This window comes from Gilliamella sp. B2887 (assembly GCF_026537015.1).
Classification (GTDB): Bacteria; Pseudomonadota; Gammaproteobacteria; order Enterobacterales; family Orbaceae; genus Gilliamella.
In genome coordinates this window covers 158,455-182,255 of the sequence record NZ_JAFNMX010000002.1, presented here as the reverse complement: position 1 = coordinate 182,255, position 23,801 = coordinate 158,455, and the positions used below count along the sequence as shown (strand labels likewise).

Annotated in this window: 23 protein-coding genes; 19 read left to right on the top strand and 4 right to left on the bottom strand. The window is 33.5% G+C overall.

What is annotated here, in order from left to right; all coding sequences use genetic code 11:
* Positions 1–103 precede the first annotated feature (103 nt).
* Genes J3U13_RS02655 through trmL form a run of 3 tightly spaced genes read left to right on the top strand, consistent with a single transcriptional unit; the run spans position 104 to position 2,734 of the window.
* Entirely contained in the window at positions 104–814 is a 711-nt protein-coding gene (locus tag J3U13_RS02655; RefSeq protein WP_267339957.1) for a response regulator, read from the top strand.
* Between the two features lie 41 nt (positions 815–855).
* Positions 856–2,235: an envelope stress sensor histidine kinase CpxA gene (cpxA, locus tag J3U13_RS02650; protein WP_267340145.1), complete on the top strand. Its 1,380-nt coding sequence runs from the start codon at positions 856–858 to the stop codon at positions 2,233–2,235.
* Positions 2,236–2,248: 13 nt separating this feature from the next.
* Entirely contained in the window at positions 2,249–2,734 is a 486-nt protein-coding gene (trmL, locus tag J3U13_RS02645) for a tRNA (uridine(34)/cytosine(34)/5-carboxymethylaminomethyluridine(34)-2'-O)-methyltransferase TrmL (protein ID WP_267339956.1), read from the top strand.
* 165 nt (positions 2,735–2,899) lie between these two features.
* On the opposite strand, the gene efp is transcribed toward trmL, so the two are convergent.
* Positions 2,900–3,466 carry an elongation factor P gene (gene efp, locus J3U13_RS02640; RefSeq protein ID WP_267339955.1) on the bottom strand — a complete coding sequence of 189 codons (567 nt, stop codon included), beginning with the start codon at positions 3,464–3,466 and terminating at the stop codon, positions 2,900–2,902.
* 32 nt (positions 3,467–3,498) lie between these two features.
* On the opposite strand from efp, the gene epmB reads away from it, so the two are divergent.
* From epmB to nudC, 6 genes are all read left to right on the top strand, one after another.
* Positions 3,499–4,527, top strand: coding sequence for an EF-P beta-lysylation protein EpmB (epmB, locus tag J3U13_RS02635; protein WP_267339953.1), 1,029 nt, complete (start codon positions 3,499–3,501; stop codon positions 4,525–4,527).
* Positions 4,528–4,855: 328 nt separating this feature from the next.
* A complete protein-coding gene (gene rpmH, locus J3U13_RS02630; RefSeq protein ID WP_025314679.1) occupies positions 4,856–4,996 on the top strand; it encodes a 50S ribosomal protein L34 in 141 nt (46 codons plus the stop codon).
* 11 nt (positions 4,997–5,007) lie between these two features.
* Entirely contained in the window at positions 5,008–5,364 is a 357-nt protein-coding gene (rnpA, locus tag J3U13_RS02625; RefSeq protein WP_267345374.1) for a ribonuclease P protein component, read from the top strand.
* Positions 5,331–5,654 (top strand): membrane protein insertion efficiency factor YidD, encoded by a 324-nt coding sequence (gene yidD / locus J3U13_RS02620; protein ID WP_324123907.1) that lies wholly within the window; start codon positions 5,331–5,333, stop codon positions 5,652–5,654. Before rnpA ends, yidD begins: the two co-directional genes overlap by 34 nt.
* Positions 5,654–7,282 carry a membrane protein insertase YidC gene (gene yidC, locus J3U13_RS02615; RefSeq protein ID WP_267339950.1) on the top strand — a complete coding sequence of 543 codons (1,629 nt, stop codon included), beginning with the start codon at positions 5,654–5,656 and terminating at the stop codon, positions 7,280–7,282. Before yidD ends, yidC begins: the two co-directional genes overlap by 1 nt.
* Positions 7,283–7,339: 57 nt before the next feature.
* On the top strand, positions 7,340–8,143 hold the full coding sequence (gene nudC / locus J3U13_RS02610) for an NAD(+) diphosphatase (protein ID WP_267339949.1): 804 nt from the start codon (positions 7,340–7,342) through the stop codon (positions 8,141–8,143).
* A gap of 35 nt (positions 8,144–8,178) precedes the next feature.
* On the opposite strand, the gene J3U13_RS02605 is transcribed toward nudC, so the two are convergent.
* From J3U13_RS02605 to hemB, 3 genes are all read right to left on the bottom strand, one after another.
* A complete protein-coding gene (locus tag J3U13_RS02605) occupies positions 8,179–8,979 on the bottom strand; it encodes a hypothetical protein (protein ID WP_267339947.1) in 801 nt (266 codons plus the stop codon).
* Positions 8,980–9,068: 89 nt separating this feature from the next.
* On the bottom strand, positions 9,069–9,839 hold the full coding sequence (locus J3U13_RS02600) for a hypothetical protein (protein WP_267339946.1): 771 nt from the start codon (positions 9,837–9,839) through the stop codon (positions 9,069–9,071).
* Positions 9,840–10,220: 381 nt separating this feature from the next.
* Positions 10,221–11,234, bottom strand: coding sequence for a porphobilinogen synthase (gene hemB, locus J3U13_RS02595; RefSeq protein WP_267339945.1), 1,014 nt, complete (start codon positions 11,232–11,234; stop codon positions 10,221–10,223).
* A 184-nt stretch (positions 11,235–11,418) separates the two neighbouring features.
* On the opposite strand from hemB, the gene rpsU reads away from it, so the two are divergent.
* The 10 genes from rpsU to thrB all read left to right on the top strand — a co-directional run bounded on the left by rpsU (position 11,419) and on the right by thrB (position 23,775).
* Positions 11,419–11,634, top strand: a complete 216-nt coding sequence (gene rpsU / locus J3U13_RS02590; RefSeq protein ID WP_034882800.1) for a 30S ribosomal protein S21 — start codon at positions 11,419–11,421, stop codon at positions 11,632–11,634.
* A 132-nt stretch (positions 11,635–11,766) separates the two neighbouring features.
* A complete protein-coding gene (dnaG, locus tag J3U13_RS02585; protein WP_267339944.1) occupies positions 11,767–13,545 on the top strand; it encodes a DNA primase in 1,779 nt (592 codons plus the stop codon).
* Positions 13,546–13,629: 84 nt separating this feature from the next.
* A complete protein-coding gene (gene rpoD, locus J3U13_RS02580; protein ID WP_267339942.1) occupies positions 13,630–15,471 on the top strand; it encodes an RNA polymerase sigma factor RpoD in 1,842 nt (613 codons plus the stop codon).
* A gap of 67 nt (positions 15,472–15,538) precedes the next feature.
* A complete protein-coding gene (locus J3U13_RS02575; protein ID WP_267339941.1) occupies positions 15,539–16,510 on the top strand; it encodes a bile acid:sodium symporter family protein in 972 nt (323 codons plus the stop codon).
* A gap of 69 nt (positions 16,511–16,579) precedes the next feature.
* Positions 16,580–18,094, top strand: coding sequence for an inorganic phosphate transporter PitA (gene pitA, locus J3U13_RS02570; protein ID WP_267339940.1), 1,515 nt, complete (start codon positions 16,580–16,582; stop codon positions 18,092–18,094).
* Positions 18,095–18,159: 65 nt separating this feature from the next.
* Positions 18,160–18,612, top strand: a complete 453-nt coding sequence (gene uspA, locus J3U13_RS02565; protein WP_267339939.1) for a universal stress protein UspA — start codon at positions 18,160–18,162, stop codon at positions 18,610–18,612.
* 190 nt (positions 18,613–18,802) lie between these two features.
* Positions 18,803–19,555: an SDR family NAD(P)-dependent oxidoreductase gene (locus J3U13_RS02560; protein ID WP_267339938.1), complete on the top strand. Its 753-nt coding sequence runs from the start codon at positions 18,803–18,805 to the stop codon at positions 19,553–19,555.
* Between the two features lie 139 nt (positions 19,556–19,694).
* Entirely contained in the window at positions 19,695–20,024 is a 330-nt protein-coding gene (locus J3U13_RS02555; protein ID WP_267339937.1) for a hypothetical protein, read from the top strand.
* 355 nt (positions 20,025–20,379) lie between these two features.
* Positions 20,380–22,836, top strand: a complete 2,457-nt coding sequence (gene thrA / locus J3U13_RS02550; protein WP_267339935.1) for a bifunctional aspartate kinase/homoserine dehydrogenase I — start codon at positions 20,380–20,382, stop codon at positions 22,834–22,836.
* The gene (thrB, locus tag J3U13_RS02545; RefSeq protein WP_267339934.1) at positions 22,837–23,775 is read left to right on the top strand and encodes a homoserine kinase; all 939 of its coding nucleotides are present in this window, start codon (positions 22,837–22,839) and stop codon (positions 23,773–23,775) included.
* Positions 23,776–23,801: the final 26 nt, after the last annotated feature.

Here is a 23,801-nt window from a genome sequence, read left to right as displayed (position 1 = left end):
GTATTGATAGTATTTTTTGCATATATAATAACTCGGCACAGTGTGGAATCTTGATGTAATTCGATAAAAATAAATATGATAAATGAGTAAACAGAGGATTGTAATGAACAAATTACTTGTAGTGGATGATGATCCAGAAATCGCCTCGTTGTTATCCGAGCTTCTTGAACTAGAAGGGTTTGAAGTTGAAACGGCGAATAATGGCATGCAAGCTTTAGAAAAGTTTGATATGACATTTGATTTGATTCTGCTCGATATAATGATGCCTGAAATGAATGGATTAAATGTATTATCTCAACTTAGAAGCAAATTTACTGTCCCTGTTATTTTTTTAACGGCTAAAGATAATGAATATGATAAAATTATTGGACTTGAACTTGGCGCTGATGATTATATTTTAAAACCTTTCAATGATAGAGAACTTATAGCCAGAATCAATGCTCTATTGCGTCGTACACGTTGGGATAATTTAGTTAATGATGCTGATGACCTTCCTTTACAGTATACAGTTGATAAGTTGGTATTAAATCGAAAACAGCAGTCAGTTTATTATGATAATAAATATATTGAATTAACTGGTACAGAATTTCAAGTGTTACTTAAATTTCTCGAAAATGGTGGTAAAATCATATCTCGAGATACGTTGAGCGAAACAGTTTTAGGTAAAGAATTTATTCCTCTTGCTCGCTCAATTGATGTACATGTATCTAATTTAAGAAAAAAACTTCCTCCTCGTAGCGATGGTTTACCGTGGATTAAAACATTACGTTCTAAGGGATATTTATTTGTTATTGATAGCAATGATGATGTATAACAACATCGATATAGTTTTAAATTAGGTGTGATGATATGTGGATTTTTGACCGTTTAACTGTTCGAATTTTCACTATCTTCCTTCTAACAATAGCTTTTTTTTTGGCATTAATCATTTTATTACCAAATTTAGATTCTAGAAACTTAACTTACATTGCAAATAAAGAGCGAGAAACAGGTAACGAATTAGCTAAACAAATAGAAAAAGATCTATCCAATGTACCTAAAGATAGCTTTCGTTGGTGGATGCGTTTTATTGTTGTAATGGATACCTACCAAAAATCAGGTCAATTTTTATTTATTGTTACTCCAAACGGGCAATATATTACTGCTGATACCAAAAATATTGATTTAGTAAAAAACTTTAGCGAAATATCACATAATATTTCAGATCCTGCTAAAAAAATTTATGATTTCCAAGAGATTATAGGGCCATTTTTAGTTCATTATGCTGATGAACCATATCAATTGTATGTCTTACAACCTGCTTCTGATGTTCAATCTCAATTTGTTAATTTACTTTTTGATCATCCCTTATTGTTATTAACACTAATGATGTTGATCAGTTCTCCTTTTTTGTTATGGTTGTCATGGAGTATAGCTAAACCTGCACGGGGGTTAAAAAAAGCCGCAGATCAAGTTGCTAAAGGAAATTTACAAGAATGGCCAGAACTTGAAAAAATTGGATCTACTGAATATAAAGCAACAGGTGCTAGTTTTAATCATATGTTAAGAGAACTTAAACGGATGCAAGAAGTACAGCAACGCTTATTTTCCGATATTTCTCATGAACTTCGTACTCCTTTAACACGTTTACAACTTGCCACATCTTTATTGCGACATAAGCAAGGAGAAAGTAATGAAGTTATACGTATTAATAATGAAGCGTTAAAGCTTGATTCTATGATAGGTGATTTATTGTCTTTAGCAAGGCAGCAATATGATAATAATGAAATTCGGCAATTTAAGAAAATTAACTTATTATTCAAACAGGTGCTTGATAATGCTACTTTTGAAGCAGAACAAATAGGGAAAAAGTTTTTAGTGACTAATCCTCCAACTAGTCATACTATTTTATGCTATCCTATGGCTTTATGTAGTGCTCTTGAAAATGTGATACGTAATGCATTCCGGTATTCTAATCATGAAATTGTGGTTAATTTTATTGCCCAACAGAATCAGATAATAATTAGTATTGACGATGATGGAATTGGTGTTGCTGACAAGGAGCTTGAGCAAATTTTTAGACCATTTTATCGTACTAGCGAAGCGCGAGATCGTCAATCAGGAGGAACAGGATTAGGACTAGCTATTGTTGCTAATGCTATCATGCGAGATCATGGCAATGTTAAAGCAGAGAAAAGTCATCTTGGAGGACTCCGAATTGTGATAATATTACCAATTCAGAAATATAAACAATAGAAGAGAAAGTATTGTGTCAAATGTTGCGTTAAATATCGTTTTATTTGAGCCCGAAATTCCAGCTAATACAGGTAACATTATACGTCTATGTGCTAATACAGGTTTTAATTTGCATATTATAGAACCAATGGGATTTTTTTGGGATGATAAAAAGCTGAGAAGAGCAGGTCTTGATTACCAAGAGTTTGTCAACGTAACTCGTTATAAAAATCTCGCTCATTTTTTAGAGGTTAACCGACTTGATCTCATCACACAAGTCTATGCATTAACGACTAAAGGTAAAAAATCTCATAGTGAAGTTATTTTTCAGCATAATGATTTTTTGATGTTTGGTCCTGAAACTCGTGGCTTACCTGCATCGGTTCTTGATGCATTACCACAAGATAAAAAAATTCGTATTCCAATGTTAGCTGATAGTCGAAGTATGAATTTATCTAACTCAGTTGCGGTTGTGGTCTATGAATCGTGGCGCCAATTAAATTATTTTGGTGCAAAATAATTTGATTAATTTCTTATTAACAATGAAGATGTTATAATGAATATAAATGATAAGTTTATTTTTGTTGATTAAAAATATGCTATTAAAAAAACGGTTTAACACAAAAAAGAGGTTAATGTAACCTCTTTTTTATATTAATAACATAGTAGCATAAAACGACTATAATTATTTAACACGCGATACATATTCACCTGAACGAGTATCCACTTTAAGTACTTCACCAATTTGCACAAATAATGGTACACGGACAACTGCACCTGTTGATAAAGTTGCTGGTTTTCCGCCTGTTCCTGCTGTGTCGCCTTTTAAGCCAGGATCGGTTTCAATGACTTCTAGTTCAACAAAATTTGGAGGCGTAACAGCGATAGGTTGGCCATTCCATAATGTTAAGATGCATTCAGCTTGATCAACTAACCATTTTGCATTATCACCGACAGCTTTAGCATCAGCCGACAGTTGTTCAAAAGTATCATTATTCATAAAATGCCAGAATTCACCATCAGTGTATAAATATGTTAAATTCATATCAACAACATCAGCGCCTTCAACTGATTCACCCGACTTAAAAGTTTTATCAACAGTTTTGCCTGAAAGTAGTTTTTTAATTTTTACTCGGTTAATTGCTTGCCCTTTACCTGGTTTATAAAATTCATTTTCAACAATTACACAAGGTTCGCCATCTTGCATTATTTTAAGACCGGCTTTAAACTCATTTGTACTATAAGATGCCATAAAAGCTCCAACTATCATTCTGAATTACAAAAATGAGTCATATTATACAGCAAAAAATTGAACTACCAAATAATAAAGATGAATGGATATTAGATCTAAACAATGTCGTGACTGATATCAAGAAACTCTATTCTTATTTAGAATTAGATCCTAATTCCATTTCAATTTCTATGTTACTAGCGAAAAAACAATTTCCGCTTCGTGTCCCTATGGCTTTTATCAATCGAATGAAAAAGGGAGATTATAGAGATCCTTTGTTATTACAAGTTCTTTGTGATGATCATGAAATGATTCATATTGATGGATATAGCAATGATCCTTTGCATGAACAACAAAATGCTATTCCAGGATTATTGCATAAATATCATAATCGTGCTTTATTAATTACTAAAACGGCCTGTGCTATAAATTGCCGTTATTGTTTTAGACGGCATTTTCCTTACCATGAAAATCAGGGTAATAAAAAGAATCTTAATATAGCGCTTAATTATATTTCCGATCATCCGGAGCTTGATGAAATCATTCTTTCTGGGGGAGATCCCTTAATGGCTAAGGATCATGAGATTGAATTTTTAGTGAACGCATTAGAAAAAATTCCTCACATTAAGCGATTACGAATCCATACCCGTTTAGCGGTTGTGATACCATCACGAATTACATTAGCGCTCTGTCAGCTATTTGCTAATAGCCGATTACAAATTATCATGGTTACTCATATCAATCATTCAAACGAAATTGATGAAAATGTAGCTAAAGCGGTTTCATTATTAAAACATCAAGATGTAACCGTGTTTAATCAAAGTGTTTTATTAAAAAATGTTAACGATAAAGCTGAAATACTAGCACAATTAAGTAATAAGCTCTTTGATACTGGTATTTTGCCTTATTATATCCATTTACTTGATAAGGTACAGGGGGCCGCTCATTTTATGGTTAGTGATGAAAAAGCCAAACAATTAATGAGTCAACTGGCTGCTCAAGTTTCAGGTTATTTAGTGCCTAAATTAGCGCGTGAAATAGGTGGTGAAAAAAGTAAGAGAGTCATTGCATTTAGTGATTAATAAATTTAATTTTCGCTCTTCTTTTTTGGTGTTATTTTTATACGTTATATTAATCTATAAAGAAGATAAATTAATCTCATAGTCTATTATTTTGCTGATTATTTCTTGATATTAAGGATTAAAATATCTGCTTAAATTAATAAGGTATATATCAGTTTTTATATAATTGTATCTTAATCAGGTGCTAATGGATTTCTTAAAAATTTATCTGTTAAAATCTCATTGACGACAAATAAAATAAACACTATAATTTCGACCTCTTTAATTAATGCTGTGGAGTCTACACTCTACAACCTTGTTGATAAATTAGATTTGGATATAAATCGTCATGAAACGCACATTTCAACCATCAGTATTAAAACGCAATAGAACTCACGGTTTCCGTGCTCGTATGGCAACAAAAAATGGTCGTCAAGTTCTTGCTCGCCGTCGTGCTAAAGGCCGTGTTCGTTTAACCGTTGCTAGCTGATTTAAAGTTGAGTGATTAAATTCACTTATCCTCGGGAGTTGCGATTGTTAACTCCCTTTGATTTCAGTCATGTCTTCCAAGAATCCATTAGAGCTGGATCTCCTTTTCTTACGCTTGTTTCACGTAGAAATAATTTAGCACATGCTCGTTTGGGATTTGCCATAGCTAAAAAGCAGGTAAAGCGTGCCCATGAACGTAATCGCATCAAACGACTTGTGAAAGAGTATTTTCGTTATCATCAACATCAACTCCCTAATGTTGATTTTATTCTGATGGCTAAATCTCCTGTCATTGACTTAGATAATCAACAAATAGTTGAGATTTTAGATAAACTATGCCAACGAATCATAGCCAAGCAAAAAATTTAAATAAAGTAAAATTAGTGATAAAAAGGCATGTTTTTGCATTTAATTTATTGATAATTAATATTTTTATTTTTTTTATTCGTATATATCAACGCATTCTTAGCCCTTTATTTGGTCCTAAATGCCGTTTTACACCATCATGTTCACAATATGCTGTAATTGCAGTAAGACGCTTTGGATTAATAAAAGGTGGTTGGCTAATGGTTAAACGTGTATTAAAATGTCACCCTTTACATGAAGGAGGAGAAGATTTTGTTCCTCCTAAAATTAAAACCAATAGAGAAAAACACTAATGGGATCTCAACGTAATATTTTAGTCATTGCTTTACTTTTTTTATCTTTTTTTATTTGGAAAGCATGGGAAGACGATCATGCTCCTAAGCTGCCTATGATTAATCAGTTAACACAACAGATAGGTGAAGATAATTCAACTAATACTGCTGAGCTCGGTAAAATAATTACTGTAAAATCAGATGTATTGTCACTTACTATCAATACGTATGGTGGCGATGTGCAAGCTGCTCAATTATTAAAATATGAGCAAACACTTCATTCAGGTACCCCCTTCCAGTTGTTAACATCAAGTCCCGATTTTATTTATATTGCTGAAAGCGGTTTAACTGGTAAAGATGGACCTGATAATGCTATTCAAGGATCAAAACGACCAATATATCAAACTGAACAAACCGAATATGCATTAGCTGAAGGACAAGATGAATTGCGTGTACCACTGACTTATCAGGTAAATGGTATTAGCTATACTAAATATTATATATTGCATCGCGGTAATTATGCTATTGATGTTCAATATGACATTAATAATCAGAGTGGAAATCCTATTGATGTTTCAATGTATGGTCAATTAAAACAAACTATAGAGTTACCTAAAGGCACAGTGACTGAAGGTGGTGGTGGATTAGGTCTAAATGCTTTTCGCGGTGCGGCTTATTCTAGTTCTAACACTAACTATAGTAAATACAGTTTTGATGATATAAAAGATAAAGCTTTAGATGTTAGTACTAAAACTGGTTGGATTGCAATGCTACAACACTATTTTGTAACAGCATGGGTACCAACTCAGGATCAAAATAATTTATTTTATTCTCGAGCTACAGCTAACAAATCTCAAGCAACAATTGGCTTTAAGGGTAAATCAACTGTTATACAATCAGGTAGCAGCCAAACTATTGGGGCAAAATTATGGTTAGGGCCAGAAATTCAAAACCAATTAAAAGAGACCGCTAATCATCTCGATTTAACCGTTGATTATGGTTGGTTATGGTTCTTATCACAACCACTGTTTTATTTGTTAAAATTTATTCATAGCTTTGTTGGTAACTGGGGCTTTGCAATTATTATTATTACTTTTATTGTCCGTGGTATTTTATTCCCATTAACACGTGCTCAATATCGTTCAATGGCAAAAATGAAGTTATTACAACCTCGTATAGAAGCATTGAAAGAACGTTATGGTGATGATAAACAAAAAATAAGTATGGAAACTATGGCGATTTATAAACAAGAGAAAGTAAATCCATTAGGCGGTTGTTTGCCAATCTTTATTCAAATGCCAATTTTCTTATCATTATTCTATATGTTAGGTAATGCTGTTGAGCTACGTCATGCCCCGTTTGCACTTTGGATTTATGACTTATCTGCACAAGATCCTTATTATATTTTTCCTTTATTAATGGGCGGTACAATGTTCTTAATTCAGATGATGTCCCCAACACCGGCCGCTGACCCATTACAAAAAAAATTAATGACTTATATGCCATTAATTTTTACAGTATTCTTCTTATGGTTTCCTTCAGGTTTAGTTTTATATTATATCGTAAGTAATTTATTTACAATTGCTCAGCAACGTATCATTTATTGGGAACTTGAGAAAAAAGGACTTCACGAGAAGAAAAAGAAATAATATTGATAATAAAGGAGGCTAACCCCTCCTTTTTCGTTGTTTTGAGTGTAAATTGATATGAACATACAGCAACAAATAAGTTTGAATGGAAATGAAACGGGCTATTGGTTTGTCAGTAAAAATGGAAGGTTATGGTTACCAAACGGGGAAGTTCCTGTTGGAAATGCCAGTAAACTGGGTTTCAAAAATCTGATTGCCCAACCCATCGGTGAATGGAATGGACAAACGGCTTGGCTTATTTGTCGTGAAATGAAAACTGCAATGAGTTCAATTCGATCTTTGCTTGATAATACTGAACAATCATTATTTTACATGGCTGGCCGAGCTGTTCAATTATCAGAGTTCTATCGTTCTCATAAATATTGTGGTTATTGTGGTCACAAAATGTGTATTAGTACAACAGAATGGTGTTGTATGTGTCATAACTGTAATGAACGTTATTATCCTCAAATTTCGCCATCTATCATTGTCGCTATTCGCAAAAAAAATAAAATATTATTGGCAAAACATGTTAGACATAATAAAAATAGTTTATATACTGTTTTAGCTGGTTTTACTGAAGTTGGTGAGACAATGGAAATGGCTGTTAAACGAGAAGTATTTGAAGAATCAAAATTAAATATTAAAAATATTCGTTACGTAGGATCTCAGCCTTGGCCGTTTCCAAATTCATTGATGATGGCTTATTTAGCAGATTATGAAAGTGGCGAAATTCAAGTAGATACTTGCGAATTAGTTGAAGCAAATTGGTATCATTACTCTCAATTACCTAAAATACCTGAATATGGAACTATTGCTCGGCGCTTAATTGAAGACACCATTATACTTTGCCGTAAATACGATGAGTACGGTCATGACTAATCATATTCCCTTTGGTATTAAGAGAATAAATAAAGCTATTGGTATTCGATGGTTCTTATTAAAGTAACGGTTTTTGACTCATTTCCTGTTGTAATACAAATTGCCTTAGTCCAATCTCGGTTTTCATTATAATTAGAATAGGTACAAGTCTCAGTCATTTCAACTTCTTGTTCATTTTTATCATTGATAATAATGTCACCATTTGATGATAGTTTAAATGACTTAGTGATAGTTTTTTCCAATTGCTTACTATCATTGTAAATAATATCTTTTTCTTGTACTAACACAGGAAATTTGGTTTTTTCATCAACTGGAATATAAGCATTATACAAAACCTTCTCAACCCGGTCTTCTTCATAAATTATTTTGCTGTTAAAAATAATATTATTTTCTGCAAAGTGAGATAAAGTTGTTTCAACTAAATGACCTTGCCCATCAAATTCAGAAAAAGCAACAATATCTCCATTACTATTTTTCATGCCAAGTATGTTTTTTGTATTGTCAAAAGTAATTTCATATTCATCTCTGGTTCCTTCCATTCCGTAAATGTATTTGGCTTCATCATAATTAATTTCACCATAAAGTCCTTCTAAATTATAATTAGTCACATAACCCTGATAGTTATAGTTAATTAGTTTATGTGATGGACCTTGAATTTTCTGCTGTTTAAATAACTTGTGAACAGGCAATAATTCTGGTTCTGTATGAAAAAGATAACTGTTAGTCACGGCAATATGAGTTGAGTTTGTATTAGTTGTTTTTTTGTCATCACAACCACTAATTAATAGTGTACTGCTGCATAAACTTATATAGAGAAGAGAAATATAGTTTTTCATAACATTATCTTCTATTATTAATCTTATGGGTTAAAGATTATTTAGAGTAAAACATGAAATTGTCATTCATCATGCTATCTTTACCATTTTTAATGGCTGCTACACCAAATAGATAGGGCATCACACTTCCAAGCTATCATCATTTCACACCATACCGATCGCCATCTCCTTATGGTATTGCTCGTCAATTTTAAATTTTTCTCTATTTGTATATTGTCTTCTCCGGCTAAGAGTAAATCAATAAAATTTAGCCATAATTCAGGTTTGGGTAAACGATTTAGTTTAGTATTACTTAGAAGATTAAAACTATGTCGACATCGTTTACATCGGTAACATGTTCGTTTGCCTATTTTGACTGTTTCTGTTGAGTTGCAGTGTAAACAAACGGGAGTTGTCGTATTAAGTAAAGTATTTATTTTTGATTTGATATAATTATATTGTTCAATTAAGATTGGATTTAAAGTTGTTTGTTGTTTGTTGATATACCATTTATATAATGATAAATAATGTAGCTTTAAGTGATTCATTATAGCATGGTCACGACGCATTATTTTCTCAGTTGAACAATCAAATTTATCTGCTATTGCTTGATAGCTGTAGTTTTTTATCCGGCTAATAAAAATAGTTTCTAACCAGTTAAAAGGAGTTAGACGATTAAAGTGTGTATTGGTTGCCGCCGTAAAATATTTATAACAAGCTTTACAACGGTAAGTAGTAGTTGGTTTTGAACGGATTAGATAAAATTCTTTTTTGTCACAATAAGGACAAACTTCAACATACTGTAAAACTATCCTCTCTAAATCTTGACGAAAATCATTAAGCTCTTCATGCAATTCTATCGGTATGAGTTCATAGATCATTTTTCATTCTCTTGTCATTAATCTGATGAAATATTATCAGATATTTATATAAACATATAGTTTTCCTAAAACTTTTTTACACGCTTTACTAAATATTGGTTACTTACTTTATATTGCTATTAAATCATGTTAATTATTTATATGCTGAAATTGACGGATAAAATAAATATGAAAAGTGTTTTGCTTGAAAATCGGATTTTTGGAGGTAAAATCGACATAGCTTTATCCACTTGTAAAAGTTTAAAAAAGTTCCTAATTTAATAGCTAATTTTACCGAAAAATAGAATGAACAAAGCCAATAATCTAAATGAAGTCTTTTGCTGTGTTTTGATAAATATCCCCATTATATAATATGGGGACTTTACAGTGAGTTAATACATCTTATTGTCTTTGAACTAACCATTCAGCAACTTGTTTAGCGAAATATGTTAATATTCCATCTGCACCAGCGCGTTTAAAGCAAAGTAAGGATTCCATAATTACTGATTGTTCATCTAACCAACCGTTTTCAATTGCTGCGCACAGCATGGCATATTCGCCAGAAACTTGATAGGCAAATGTTGGCACAGCAAAGGTTTCTTTCACTCTTCTGACCATATCAAGATAAGGCATACCTGGTTTAACCATGACCATATCAGCGCCTTCACTAAGATCTTGGTAAATTTCTTGCAAAGCTTCATTGCTGTTGGCAGGATCAAGTTGATAAGTTTTTTTATTACCGCCTTTTATATTTGAAGCAGATCCTACTGCATCACGAAACGGGCCATAAAAACTTGAAGCATATTTAGCCGAATACGCCATGATTTGTGTATTAACAAAATGATGATTTTCAAGCGCATCACGAATTGCACCAATGCGTCCATCCATCATATCACTTGGCGCGATAATATCTGCACCAGCTTGAGCTTGAATTAAAGCTTGCTTAACAAGAATTTCAACAGATAAATCATTTTGAACATAACCATGTTCATCAATAATGCCATCTTGTCCGTGGCTTGTATAAGGGTCAAGTGCTACATCAGTTAGAATACCTAACTCGGGAATTTCTTTTTTTAATGCTCGAATCGCTTTGGGCACTAACCCATTTTCATTATAAGCTTCTTGAGCAAGTAATGATTTTTTTTCTGGTTCAATGGCTGGAAACAGTGAAAGAACAGGAATACCTAGTTTAGCTACATATTCAGCTTCTTTTAATAGCATATCAATGCTCATTCGATTAACATTTGGCATTGATATAACTGGTTTAATAATATTGTTACCTTCAATTATAAAAACAGGATAAATCAGGTCATTAATTGTTAGGTGATTTTCTGCAACTAAACGGCGGCTAAAATCATAAACACGATTGCGGCGTAGGCGACGCTTTGGGTATTGACCGATGATAAATGATGACATAAAAATACCTATCTATCTTAATAAAAATGGTTTTATTATCTAATTGAGTAGGGAGATTAGCAAATTAATTTGTTATGATACAATAATTCGATATTTTACTTTACAACGTATGTCTATTAGGGGTAAAATTGCGCACTAATTTTTAGTCCTTTGTGATATTAAACAAATTTGAGGTGAGAGGCACATGCCAGTAATTAAAGTACGTGAAAATGAACCTTTCGATGTAGCATTACGTCGTTTTAAACGTTCTTGCGAAAAAGCAGGAGTTCTAGCTGAAGTTCGTAACCGTGAATTTTATGAAAAACCAACTACTATTCGTAAACGCGCAAAAGCAGCTGCTGTTAAACGTCACGCTAAAAAATTAGAAAGAGAAAACGCTCGTCGCACTCGTCTATATTAATATTTATACTAAAAGTTTAAATTGATATAAAACTCAATTTTATCTATTTTTTTATAAAAAATTTTTTACAAGCCGTACATATACATGCGGCTTGTTGTCTTTGCGTATAGTGCCAATATCGGTTAAATTATCATGAAAGGTCTTATTCCTCGAGATTTTATTTTAGACTTGATTGCTCGCACAAGTATACTTGATGTGATCAGCAAACGTGTCAAAATGAAAAAAAAGGGGAATAACTACTTTGGTTGTTGCCCTTTCCATGATGAGAAAACTGCCTCTTTTTCATTGAATGAAAAAAAACAGATCTATTATTGCTTTGGTTGTGGAGCATCTGGTTCAGTTGTGAATTTTTTAATGCAATATGAACGTTTGTCTTTTCCTGAAGCAATTGAAGAATTAGCCAGTATGCAAGGAATTCGAGTTCCTTATACGGATAATAATAACCAAATAGATCAGTCCAAACAGATTGAGTCTCGAAATATACGCCGTGATCTGTATACGTTAATGGCTAAAATAACCAATTTTTACCAACAGCAATTAGCATTATCAACCTCGATTGATGCGCATAAATATCTGGAACAACGTGGACTAAATAGGGAAATTATAGCTAGGTATAAAATTGGTTACGCACCTAATTCAAGCCAATTAACTTTTCAAAATATTGTAAAGACCAAAAACGAAGCAGAGTTATATGATAAGGCAGGAATGTCAGTTAATAATGATAGAGGTAATCGATTCGATCGCTTTCGTGGGCGAATCATGTTCCCAATTCGTGATAGACAAGGTAATGTGATTGCCTTTGGGGGAAGAACTATTATTAATGATTCTGCAAAATATCTAAACTCGCCAGAAACTCCTATTTTTCATAAAGGTTTTCAATTATATGGACTTTATGAAGCTTTAGAAGCTAATCGTAATCCGAAACAATTGATAATTGTAGAAGGTTACATGGATGTGGTGTCTCTGGCTCAGTATGGAATTGACTATGCTGTAGCGGCTTTAGGAACTGCAACATCAGAAGAACATATTAAACTTCTGTTTAGAGCTACTGATTCTGTAATCTTTTGTTATGATGGCGATAATGCGGGAAGGAGTGCCGCTTGGAGAGCACTGAATGTTTTATTACCCTGCTTGATTGATGGTAAAGAGATCAGTTTTGCTTTTTTACCTCAAGATGAAGATCCTGACAGTTTTGTACGTAAAATCGGTAACTCAGGTTTTGAAGATTACTTGAACACTGCGTCAAATCTATCTAAATTTTTATTTGATGAATTATTAAAGCAAGTTGATTTGAAAACACCGGAAGGAAAAGCGAAATTAAGTTCATTAGCTCTTCCTTTACTTGATCAAATAAAAGCAAAAGCTTTCCGATTAAATTTATTACAACAACTTGGGCGTTATTTGGGGTTACTTGATTTGTCTCAAATAGAGCAATTAATGCAATCAAATCGCCAAAAATACGAAATTAAGTCCCAAGAATCTGCACCAATAGCACAAATGAAGTTAACTACAATGCGTATTTTGATTGGTTTATTGCTTCAATATCCTAATCTTGCGCAACTTGTGTCCAATATTAATGCTATTGGCCAAGTAAAAATGGCTGGCATTGATATTTTTATTGAGCTACTTGAATTATGCCAGCGTTATCCTAATATAAATACTGCACAAATATTAACTGAGTGTTTAGAGAGGCCATTTTATAGACAACTCAGTCGTTTATCAACCTGGGAGTTTCATTATCAAGATGATGATATAGAATCGATTTTTACACATACTTTAAAAGAGTTATATGATAATATACTCGCCCAAAGACAAGATGAACTAATCGCAAAAGAGAGAGTCTCCGGCTTAAGTACCGCAGAGAAAAAAGAATTAGCGACATTAATACTTGTTTTATCAAAAAAAGACTAAATATATAGGGTATACGTAGATAACAGATAATGTTCTACATATATAATATACACATGATCAAATAACTAAAAGTGGATACCTTTTATGGAGCAAAATTCTCAATCACAGCTAAAACTCCTAATCATTCGTGGTAAGGAGCTAGGATACCTAACCTATGCTGATGTCAACGATCACTTGCCTGAAGAGATTATTGATTCAGATCAGATTGAAGATATTATCCAAATGATTAATGATATGGGGATTCAAGTTCTTGAAGAAGCCCCTGATTCTGATGAGTTATTACTTTCAGATAATGTCCCTGATGAAGAAGCCGTTGAAGCAGCAACAGCATTAGTTTTATCTAATGTTGAGTCAGAAATAGGTCGTACAACCGATCCTGTTCGTATGTATATGCGAGAAATGGGAGCGGTGGAACTCTTAACTCGTGAAGGTGAAATTGACATTGCCAAACGTATTGAAGATGGCATTAATCAAGTTCAAACTTCCGTGTCTGAATACCCAGAAGCAATTACTTATTTACTTGAGCAATATAACTTAATCGAAAGTGGACAAGTTCGTTTGTCTGATTTAATTACCGGTTTTGTTGATCCAAATGCGGAAGAAGTAACTGAAGAATTGCCTGAAGATTTAGAAGATAGTGAAACTGAGATCGAAATCGACGATAGTGACGATGAAAATGAAGATGAGGATGGTGATTCATCTGCTGATGAAGATGCTTCAATTGATCCTGAAGTTGCTAGAGCAAAATTTGCTGAATTACAAGAGCAACACAATAAAACATCTGAAGCTATAAAAAAATATGGACGTGGTCACAAAAAAGCACAAAAAGAGATCGAAAATTTATCAGAGATTTTCAAGCAATTTCGTTTAGTCGCTAAACAGTTCGATATACTTGTCAACAATATGAGAAGCATGATGGATCGTGTAAGAGCACACGAACGTGTAATTATGAAGATCTGCGTTGAACAATGTAAAATGCCGAAAAAACAATTCATGAATTATTTTACTGGAAATGAAAATAATATGGATTGGTATAATAAAGCATTAACTTCTAAAAATGCTTTTGCTGTTAATTTAAAAGATTTTGAGGAGCAGATTGCTGCACAAGTTAACTTATTGAAACAAATAGAGGCTGAAACTAATCTTTCTATTGAGCAAATTAAAGATATTAACCGTCGTATGTCTATTGGTGAAGCAAAAGCACGACGAGCTAAGAAAGAAATGGTTGAAGCAAACTTACGTTTAGTGATTTCTATAGCAAAAAAATACACTAACCGTGGATTACAATTCTTAGATCTAATTCAAGAAGGTAATATCGGTTTGATGAAAGCTGTAGATAAATTTGAATACCGTCGAGGGTATAAATTCTCAACTTATGCGACATGGTGGATTAGACAAGCTATCACACGTTCAATTGCTGATCAAGCAAGAACGATTCGAATTCCAGTACATATGATTGAAACGATTAATAAGTTAAATCGCATTTCACGTCAAATGTTACAAGAAATTGGTCGCGAACCGACGCCGGAAGAATTATCTGAACGTATGCAAATGCCAGAAGATAAAATCCGTAAAGTGCTAAAGATTGCTAAAGAACCAATCTCGATGGAAACGCCAGTTGGTGATGATGAAGATTCACATTTAGGTGACTTTATTGAAGATACCGCACTAGAGCAGCCATTAGATGCAGCAACATCTGAAAGCTTACGTAGTGCAACACGTGATATCTTATCAGGTTTAACACCGCGCGAAGCAAAAGTATTACGTATGCGATTTGGTATTGATATGAATACCGATCATACGCTTGAAGAAGTGGGTAAACAATTTGATGTAACACGTGAACGTATTCGACAAATTGAAGCTAAAGCGTTACGTAAATTACGTCATCCAAGTCGTTCTGATGTGCTTCGTAGCTTCTTAGAATAAGTATTTTTACCCATAAACTAAATCGCCACTTTTGTGGCGATTTTTTTAGTAAAAAAGATCGATAACTATGAATATATTCCAACGTTTGAAGATTGATCCATTCTTATTGACTCTAATTTGTGTTGTTATCACTGCAAGTTTTTTGCCTTGTAAGGGACAAACTAAAATATTTTTTGGGCATCTTACTACTTTTGCCATTGGATTGTTATTTTTTATGCATGGAGCCAAACTCTCTTTTCAATCTATTATTATTGGCATAAAAAATTGGCGATTACATGTATTAATATTTGTAACGACCTTTGTGATTTTTCCAATTTTAGGCATTATGATGCGATTTTTAGTGCCAACTTTTTTATCACAAGAATTTTATTTAGGCTTTGTTTATTTGTGTGTTTTGCCCGCAACAGTGCAATCGGCTATAGCATTTACTTCGATAGCAAAAGGTAATGTTGCTGCTGCAATTTGTAGTGCCTCAGCATCAACATTGTTGGGTGTTTTTATTACTCCTATTTTAGTTGGGTTATTAATGAATACTCAAGCGATTGCTTCAATGGATATAGTAGATGCAATTACTTCGATAATGTTAAAATTGATGTTACCTTTTATGGTTGGGCATTTATCGCGCCGTTTTATAATCAAATGGATAGACAAATATAAAAATGTTATTTTTAAATTTGATCGTTTATCGATTTTATTAGTGGTTTATGTTGCTTTTAGTGATGCAGTTATTAATGGCATTTGGGCCCAAGTTGGTTTTTTATCATTGTTAACTATAATATTTTTCTCAATTGTATTATTAGTAATTGTATTATTAATCACGACCTATAGCGCAAGACTATTTGGTTTTAGCAAAGAAGACGAAATTACAATTGTTTTTTGTGGTTCAAAAAAGAGTTTAGCTAGTGGTATTCCAATGGCTGGTGTTATTTTTCCTATATCGATTATGGGGATTATGATTTTACCTTTAATGATCTTTCATCAAATTCAATTAATGATCTGTGCTTTTTTAGCTGCCCGTTACGCTAAACGAAAAATGTAAAAATTGTTTTGCTCATTGTCCTATTCTAAAGGATAATAGTGCCGTTAATTAACAACAGAAAGATCTATTATGTTTCATCTATTTTCTGATTTAGAATTTTCAACTATTATATTATTAGTCTTTGCATTACTATTTGTGCTTTTTTATGAGGCTATAAATGGATTTCATGATACAGCTAATGCTGTTGCAACGGTTATTTATACCAGAGCATTGAAAGAACAACTTGCCGTTTTTATGGCTGGGGTATTTAATTTCTTTGGTGTGTTACTTGGTGGCCTCAGCGTAGCTTATGCGATTGTGCACTTATTACCAACCGATTTATTACTCAATGTAAGTTCAACACATGGGCTTGCTATGGTCTTTTCTATTTTATTTGCCGCAATTATCTGGAATTTAGGAACTTGGTATGTGGGCATTCCTGCTTCAAGTTCTCATACTTTAATTGGTTCCATTATTGGTGTAGCACTCGCTAATGCCTTTATTATGGATACATCAATTATTGATGCTCTCAATATTACGAAAATGATTCAAATCTTTTTATCATTAATTATTTCTCCAGTGGTTGGTCTTGTTATAGCTGGTTTAATGATTTTTTTATTGCGTAAATATTGGACACGTAAAAGTCAAAGTAAAAAAAGCAGTAAAAAAAGAGAGCGTATCTTCATGACACCAGAGCAGCGTGAAAAACTCTATGGTAAGAAAAAGCCTCCATTTTGGATCCGCATAATGCTTATTATATCGGCAGCTGGTGTTAGCTTTTCACACGGCGCTAATGATGGACAAAAAGGAATTGGTTTATTAATGTTGGTGTTGATGGGCATTGCTCCTGCTGGTTTTATTGTTAATATGAGTGCTTCAACTTATGATATTACCAATACTCGTAATGCTATCCACAATATTGAAGACTATTTTGTTACTCATAATCAAGATTTGACAACGGTAATTGGCTCTCAATCCACCGTTGATTCTAGTGTACCTATCAGCGATTTGAATCAATATCATTGTGATTATTCGAGTTCATTTATTACATTAAATATTGCTAATAATTTATTTAATAAAATGAATGATTATGAATCTCTTACTGTTGAACAGCGCTCACAAGCTAGACGTATTCTACTTTGTTTATCCGATACGGTTTCACATGTTGCTAAACAACCAAATATTTCATTAGAAGATAAACAATATTTAAAATCGGTCAACAATGACCTGCTTAAAACAATTGAATATGCACCTATTTGGATCATTATCTCTGTTGCTTCAGCGCTTGCTCTTGGTACTATGATTGGATGGCGTCGTGTCGCTGTTACCATCGGCGAAAAAATTGGGAAAAAAGGAATGACTTATGCTCAAGGTGTTTCGGCGCAAATTACCACAGCGCTTTCAATTGGTATTGCTAGTTATACTGGTATGCCAGTATCAACCACTCAAGTTCTTTCATCATCTGTAGCTGGTACAATGATTGTTGATGGTGGTGGTGTGCAAAGTAAAACGATTAAAAATATCGCATTAACATGGATTTTGACATTACCGATTTCAATTTTGTTATCTGCGTCACTTTTTTGGCTTGCTCAAAAATTAATTTAGTAGTAATAATAGAGTATAAATTTAAAATTTAACCTGAGCGTCAAAATAGGAAGGAGTAAAATATCATGGCTTATAAACATATATTAGTCGCAGTGGATTTATCACCTGAAAGTGAAGTTCTTGTTGAAAAAGCTGTTTCTATGGCAAGACCATATAATGCTCAAATTTCTTTGATCCATGTTGGTATTAACTATTCTGATTTATATACAGGGTTAGTTGATATTAATATGAATGATATGAAAGATAAAATCACAGAAGATGCACATATTGCCTTAAATAAACTGGCTGATAATGCTGCATATCCTATTGCACACACGCTTTCAGGAAATGGTGAGTTTGGTCAAGTATTAATAGAAGCGATTCATGAATATGGTGCTGATCTTGTTGTATGTGGTCATCATCAAGATTTTTGGAGCAAGTTGATGTCTTCTGCTCGTCAATTAATCAATAATACACATATTGATACACTAATTGTTCCATTGAAAGATGAAGAACCATCAGTAGAAACTGCAAAATGAGATTTAAATATTAGCCCGCTTTATTAGCGGGTTTTTTATAATATCTATATTGAATTATTGTCAAGAAGTTTGAGGTTAACTATACGTTTAAGTAAAATTATGAATTGACCAATTTTTGCTTATTTATCATATCGATTATGAAAAAGTACTCATATTTCATATTATCGTTAAGCTTATAAGGAGATTTACTATGAATATTGCTTTAGTGACTGGTGCTTCCTCTGGATTTGGGCATGCTATTTGTTGCAAGTTAATAGCTGATGGCTATAAAGTTATTGGTGCTGCCAGGCGAGCAGATAAACTACAGAAAATAGCTGATGAATTTGGGGCAAACTTCTTATCATTACCTTTAGATGTAACCAAAAAAGATGCCGTGGAATCTATTTTATTACAACTTCCTAAAGAGTTTCAACCGATTGATATTTTAATTAACAATGCAGGATTAGCATTAGGATTAGAGCCAGCATACCAAGCAGAATATAACGATTGGGAAACTATGATTGAAACTAATATTATAGGTTTAGTACATTTAACTCACCAAATTTTGCCTGAAATGGTCGAACGTAATTTTGGTTATATTATTAATATTGGTTCGGTAGCAGGTAGTTATGCTTATAAAGGTGGTAATGTATATGGTGCATCGAAAGCATTTGTTAAGCAGTTTAGCGCAAATCTACGAACTGATTTGCTTGGGAAAAAGATTAGAGTGACTAATATTGAGCCTGGCTTATGTGGTGGTACAGAATTTTCAAATGTACGGTTTCATGGAAATAATGAACAAGCGACAGAAGTTTACGAGGGTGTAGATTATATCACACCCGAAGATATAGCAAATACCGTATCATGGTTAGTTAATACACCAACACATTTTAATGTTAACTCAATTGAGATAATGCCGGTTGCTCAAGCTTCAGCGGGATTATCTATTTATAAAGAATTATAATAATAAACTTATTCGGTATTAATTGGCATATATTGTTTATTAAAAATAAAAAACTATGCTCAGTAGACAAAATACACTTGCACTTCTGCTGATGGGTTGCTATCCTTTCTTCTTGTGATTTTGATTGAGGTTTATTGCAATGACATTTTCTGAAGTAACGAAAACATTTGCGACAAGTTTGCCTGGTACCGATAGTTATGTAAGACTACGCAAGGCAATGAGGGCATTGATTCAAGAAGATCCGAAAAATGCATCGGTTTATTTTTTGATATTTGGATTTGCTCGCACTTATGTCATGTTATATGAAGATCAAGAAGTATCACCACAATTTGCCGAAGACAATCAGAAATTAATGTTATCGTACCTCAATATTCTGGATGAAGCATTGAATAAGCAAGATGCACAATGTATATATCAAGCTTTGAATAAAGTTGTTAATGAGTACGAAAACAGCAAAAAAGTTTTTTAAAATTACAGCCTGACATGAAAATGTCGGGCTGTTTTGTTTAGAGTTTAAGAAAAAAGTTTTAGGAAAAATAATGATTATTCCAACCCGTATGACAGGTATTACAGGCACCTTAGGTACTATTACACGATCTAGGGCGGGTTGATTTTTCCCAAATAAATATAAAAAACCCGCTCCTAAAAGGCGGGTTTTTTATTGTATATTGAATATTTTTAAACATTAACTATAGTTAAAAAATAGTGTTATAACATAAGTTATAAGACTAAGGGGTTTTCATAATACCTATCGATATAAAAAAGTCGAATAATTGTATTTTGAATCGTAATGGCATAAATAAAAAAGATAAGTAAGGTGTGATATGAAAGTTTTAAAATTTGGAGGAACATCTGTTGCTAACGCAGAACGTTTTTTGCGAGTTGCAGAAATAATTGAAAATAATGCTAAGCAAGAACAAACAGCTACTGTTTTATCGGCACCTGCTAAAATTACTAATCATCTAGTTGCGATGGTTGAAAAAACGGTTGCCGGACAAGATATCAAAAACAATATTTATGATGCCGAAAAAATTTTTGCTGATTTGTTAGCTGGTCTTGCAAAAGCACAACGTAATTTTTCTTACGAGGAAATGCAACGTTTTGCGTTAAATGAATTAAATCAAATCAAGCAATTGTTGGAAGGAATTCGCTTATTAGGTCAATGTCCCGATAGTATCAATGCATCAATTATTTGTCGTGGTGAAAAACTGTCAATTACTATTATGCAAGAGCTGCTTAAAGCGAAAGGTCATACTATCACCCTAATAGATCCTGTTACAATGCTGATTGCTCAAGGTAGTTACTTAGAATCTACTGTTGATATTCCTGAATCAAGTCATCGAATTGCGCAGCTATGCATTCCTCAACAAAACATTATTTTAATGCCTGGTTTTACTGCGGGTAATGAAAAGGGTGAATTGGTAGTACTTGGCCGTAATGGTTCTGATTATTCAGCCGCAGTTCTCGCAGCTTGTTTAAAAGCAAATAGTTGTGAAATTTGGACCGATGTTGATGGTGTTTACACTTGTGATCCTAGGATTGTACCAGATGCTAAATTATTAAAAACTATGTCATATCAAGAAGCAATGGAACTTTCCTATTTTGGAGCTAAAGTTCTTCATCCTAGAACTATTTTACCTATTGCACAATTTCAAATTCCATGTTTGATAAAAAATACCAATAATCCTGACGCACAAGGCACACTTATTGGTGCAAATGTTGTCGATTCTACCACCCCTGTAAAAGGGATCACTAATTTAAATAATATGGCTATGATTAACGTTTCTGGTCCTGGTTTAAAAGGTATGGTTGGGATGTCAGCTCGAGTTTTTTCGGCAATGTCTTATGCAGGAATATCTGTAGTTCTTATCACTCAATCATCATCTGAATACAGTATTAGTTTTTGTGTACCACAATCTGAACTTTTTCGTGCAAAAGAAGCGTTGAGCGATGAATTCTTCTTAGAATTAAAAGATGGATTACTTGAACCGATTGAAATTATTGAAAGATTGGCTATTATCTCAGTTGTGGGTGATGGTATGCGGACTTTACGTGGATTATCAGCTAATTTCTTTACTGCATTAGCTAGAGCAAATATCAATATTGTCGCTATTGCACAAGGTTCATCTGAACGTTCAATTTCAGTTGTAGTTGATAACGATGTTGCGGTAATGGGTGTCCGAGTTGCTCATCAAATGCTATTTGGTACAGATAAAATGCTTGATGTCTTTATAATTGGTGTTGGTGGTGTTGGTGGTGCACTTGTTGATCAAATTGGTCGTCAACAAAAATGGCTTAAAAACAAACAGATTGATTTGCGGGTATGTGGTTTATTTAATTCAAAACACAGTGTGCTTGATCGAGATGGTATTATTCTTGATAATTGGCGTGAACAAATCAAACAGAGTGAAACGAAATACACGTTAGATAGTATTATTGAATTTGCCAAAAATAACCGATTACTTAACCCAATTTTAGTCGATTGTACTTCAAGCAGCGAAGTATCGGACAAATACGCCGACTTTTTAGCTAATGGTTTCCATGTGGTTACTCCAAATAAAAAAGCAAATACAAGCTCTATGGCCTATTATTTGCGCTTACGCCAAGAAGCAGAAAAAAGTAAACGAAAATTCTTATATGATACTAATGTAGGTGCAGGATTGCCGGTAATTGAAAACTTACAAAATTTACTAAATGCCGGTGACGATCTTATTAAATTCTCTGGGATATTATCTGGCTCACTTTCTTTCATTTTCGGTAAGCTTGATGAAGGAATGTCATTGTCTGAAGCAACTAAATTGGCTAAAGAGAAAGGTTTTACTGAGCCAGATCCTCGTGATGATCTATCGGGAACAGATGTAGCAAGAAAATTACTTATTTTAGCGCGAGAAGCTGGATTACAGCTTGAACTCGATCAAATTAATGTCGAATCTGTGCTACCTACTGAATATTCACAAGGCAATATTGATGAATTTATGATTAAATTGCCGCAATTAGATTCTGAATTTAAAACGAAATCTGAACAAGCTTCAAAAAAGGGAAAAGTGTTACGTTATGTTGGTAGTATAGAAAACAATCAATGTAGTGTTAGAATTGAGGCCGTTGATAGTGAAGACCCTCTTTATAAAGTTAAGAATGGCGAAAACGCTTTAGCGTTTTACACTCGTTATTATCAACCAATTCCATTAGTACTACGTGGTTATGGAGCTGGTAATGAGGTAACTGCTGCTGGTGTTTTTGCTGATATTTTACGTACTACATCGGGTAAAATCGGAGGTTAAATGAGTTATAAATCTTTAACAGTATATGCGCCAGCATCAATGGCTAATATCAGTGTTGGTTTTGATATTTTAGGTGCAGCTATTAATCCGATCAGTGGTGTAATGTTAGGTGATCTTATTACAGTTGAAACTGCAACCGAATTTTCCCTCACAAGTAAAGGAATATTTGTTAAAAAATTACCAAGCGATCCTAAATACAATATTGTATATCAATGCTGGCAGCGCTTTTGTGAAGTAATGGGTAAAACGCTACCAGTCAGTATTACGCTTGAAAAAAATATGCCAATTGGTTCAGGATTAGGATCGAGCGCATGTTCGGTAGTGGGAGCACTGGTTGCTTTAAATGAGTTTTATGATAAACCATTTAATGAGTTTGAAATGCTTTCAATGATGGGTGAACTTGAAGGTCGGATATCTGGGAGCGTGCATTACGATAATGTCGCACCGTGTTATTTGGGTGGAATGCAACTTATCCTTGATGAAATGGGCATTATTAGTGAATCCATTCCACATTTTGATAATTGGTATTGGATAATGGCTTATTCTGGTATCAAGATATCGACAGCTCAAGCACGAGCTATTCTGCCTGCGCAATATCAAAAGGCAGATTGCATCGCTCATGGTCGATATGTCGGTGGTTTCATTCATGCTTGTTACACGAATCAACCAAAACTTGCTGCTGCAATGCTGTGTGATAATATTGCAGAACCTTATCGTAAACAATTATTACCTAACTTTGATGAAACGCAAAATCGTGTCAAACAACTTGGTGCTTTAGCATCTGGTATTTCAGGATCAGGACCGACAATGTTTGTCATTGCTGACAAGCTTGAAACGGCCCAGCAAATTGAATTGTTGCTGAAAAAATGCTATTTACAAAATGAGGAAGGTTTTACCCATATTTGCAAAATAGATAAACAAGGCACAAGAGTGATATAACTTTTTCTACGATAGAAAGAATGAAA

Coding starts and splice junctions, on each gene's coding strand:
- J3U13_RS02655 (WP_267339957.1), top strand. CDS start 104: ATGAACAAATTACTTGTAGTGGATGATGATCCAGAAATCGCCTCGTTG.
- efp (WP_267339955.1), bottom strand. CDS start 3,466: ATGGCATCTTATAGTACAAATGAGTTTAAAGCCGGTCTTAAAATAATG.
- epmB (WP_267339953.1), top strand. CDS start 3,499: ATGAGTCATATTATACAGCAAAAAATTGAACTACCAAATAATAAAGAT.
- rpmH (WP_025314679.1), top strand. CDS start 4,856: ATGAAACGCACATTTCAACCATCAGTATTAAAACGCAATAGAACTCAC.
- yidD (WP_324123907.1), top strand. CDS start 5,331: ATGCCAACGAATCATAGCCAAGCAAAAAATTTAAATAAAGTAAAATTA.
- yidC (WP_267339950.1), top strand. CDS start 5,654: ATGGGATCTCAACGTAATATTTTAGTCATTGCTTTACTTTTTTTATCT.
- nudC (WP_267339949.1), top strand. CDS start 7,340: ATGAACATACAGCAACAAATAAGTTTGAATGGAAATGAAACGGGCTAT.
- J3U13_RS02605 (WP_267339947.1), bottom strand. CDS start 8,979: ATGAAAAACTATATTTCTCTTCTCTATATAAGTTTATGCAGCAGTACA.
- J3U13_RS02600 (WP_267339946.1), bottom strand. CDS start 9,839: ATGATCTATGAACTCATACCGATAGAATTGCATGAAGAGCTTAATGAT.
- hemB (WP_267339945.1), bottom strand. CDS start 11,234: ATGTCATCATTTATCATCGGTCAATACCCAAAGCGTCGCCTACGCCGC.
- rpsU (WP_034882800.1), top strand. CDS start 11,419: ATGCCAGTAATTAAAGTACGTGAAAATGAACCTTTCGATGTAGCATTA.
- dnaG (WP_267339944.1), top strand. CDS start 11,767: ATGAAAGGTCTTATTCCTCGAGATTTTATTTTAGACTTGATTGCTCGC.
- rpoD (WP_267339942.1), top strand. CDS start 13,630: ATGGAGCAAAATTCTCAATCACAGCTAAAACTCCTAATCATTCGTGGT.
- J3U13_RS02575 (WP_267339941.1), top strand. CDS start 15,539: ATGAATATATTCCAACGTTTGAAGATTGATCCATTCTTATTGACTCTA.
- pitA (WP_267339940.1), top strand. CDS start 16,580: ATGTTTCATCTATTTTCTGATTTAGAATTTTCAACTATTATATTATTA.
- uspA (WP_267339939.1), top strand. CDS start 18,160: ATGGCTTATAAACATATATTAGTCGCAGTGGATTTATCACCTGAAAGT.
- J3U13_RS02560 (WP_267339938.1), top strand. CDS start 18,803: ATGAATATTGCTTTAGTGACTGGTGCTTCCTCTGGATTTGGGCATGCT.
- J3U13_RS02555 (WP_267339937.1), top strand. CDS start 19,695: ATGACATTTTCTGAAGTAACGAAAACATTTGCGACAAGTTTGCCTGGT.
- thrA (WP_267339935.1), top strand. CDS start 20,380: ATGAAAGTTTTAAAATTTGGAGGAACATCTGTTGCTAACGCAGAACGT.
- thrB (WP_267339934.1), top strand. CDS start 22,837: ATGAGTTATAAATCTTTAACAGTATATGCGCCAGCATCAATGGCTAAT.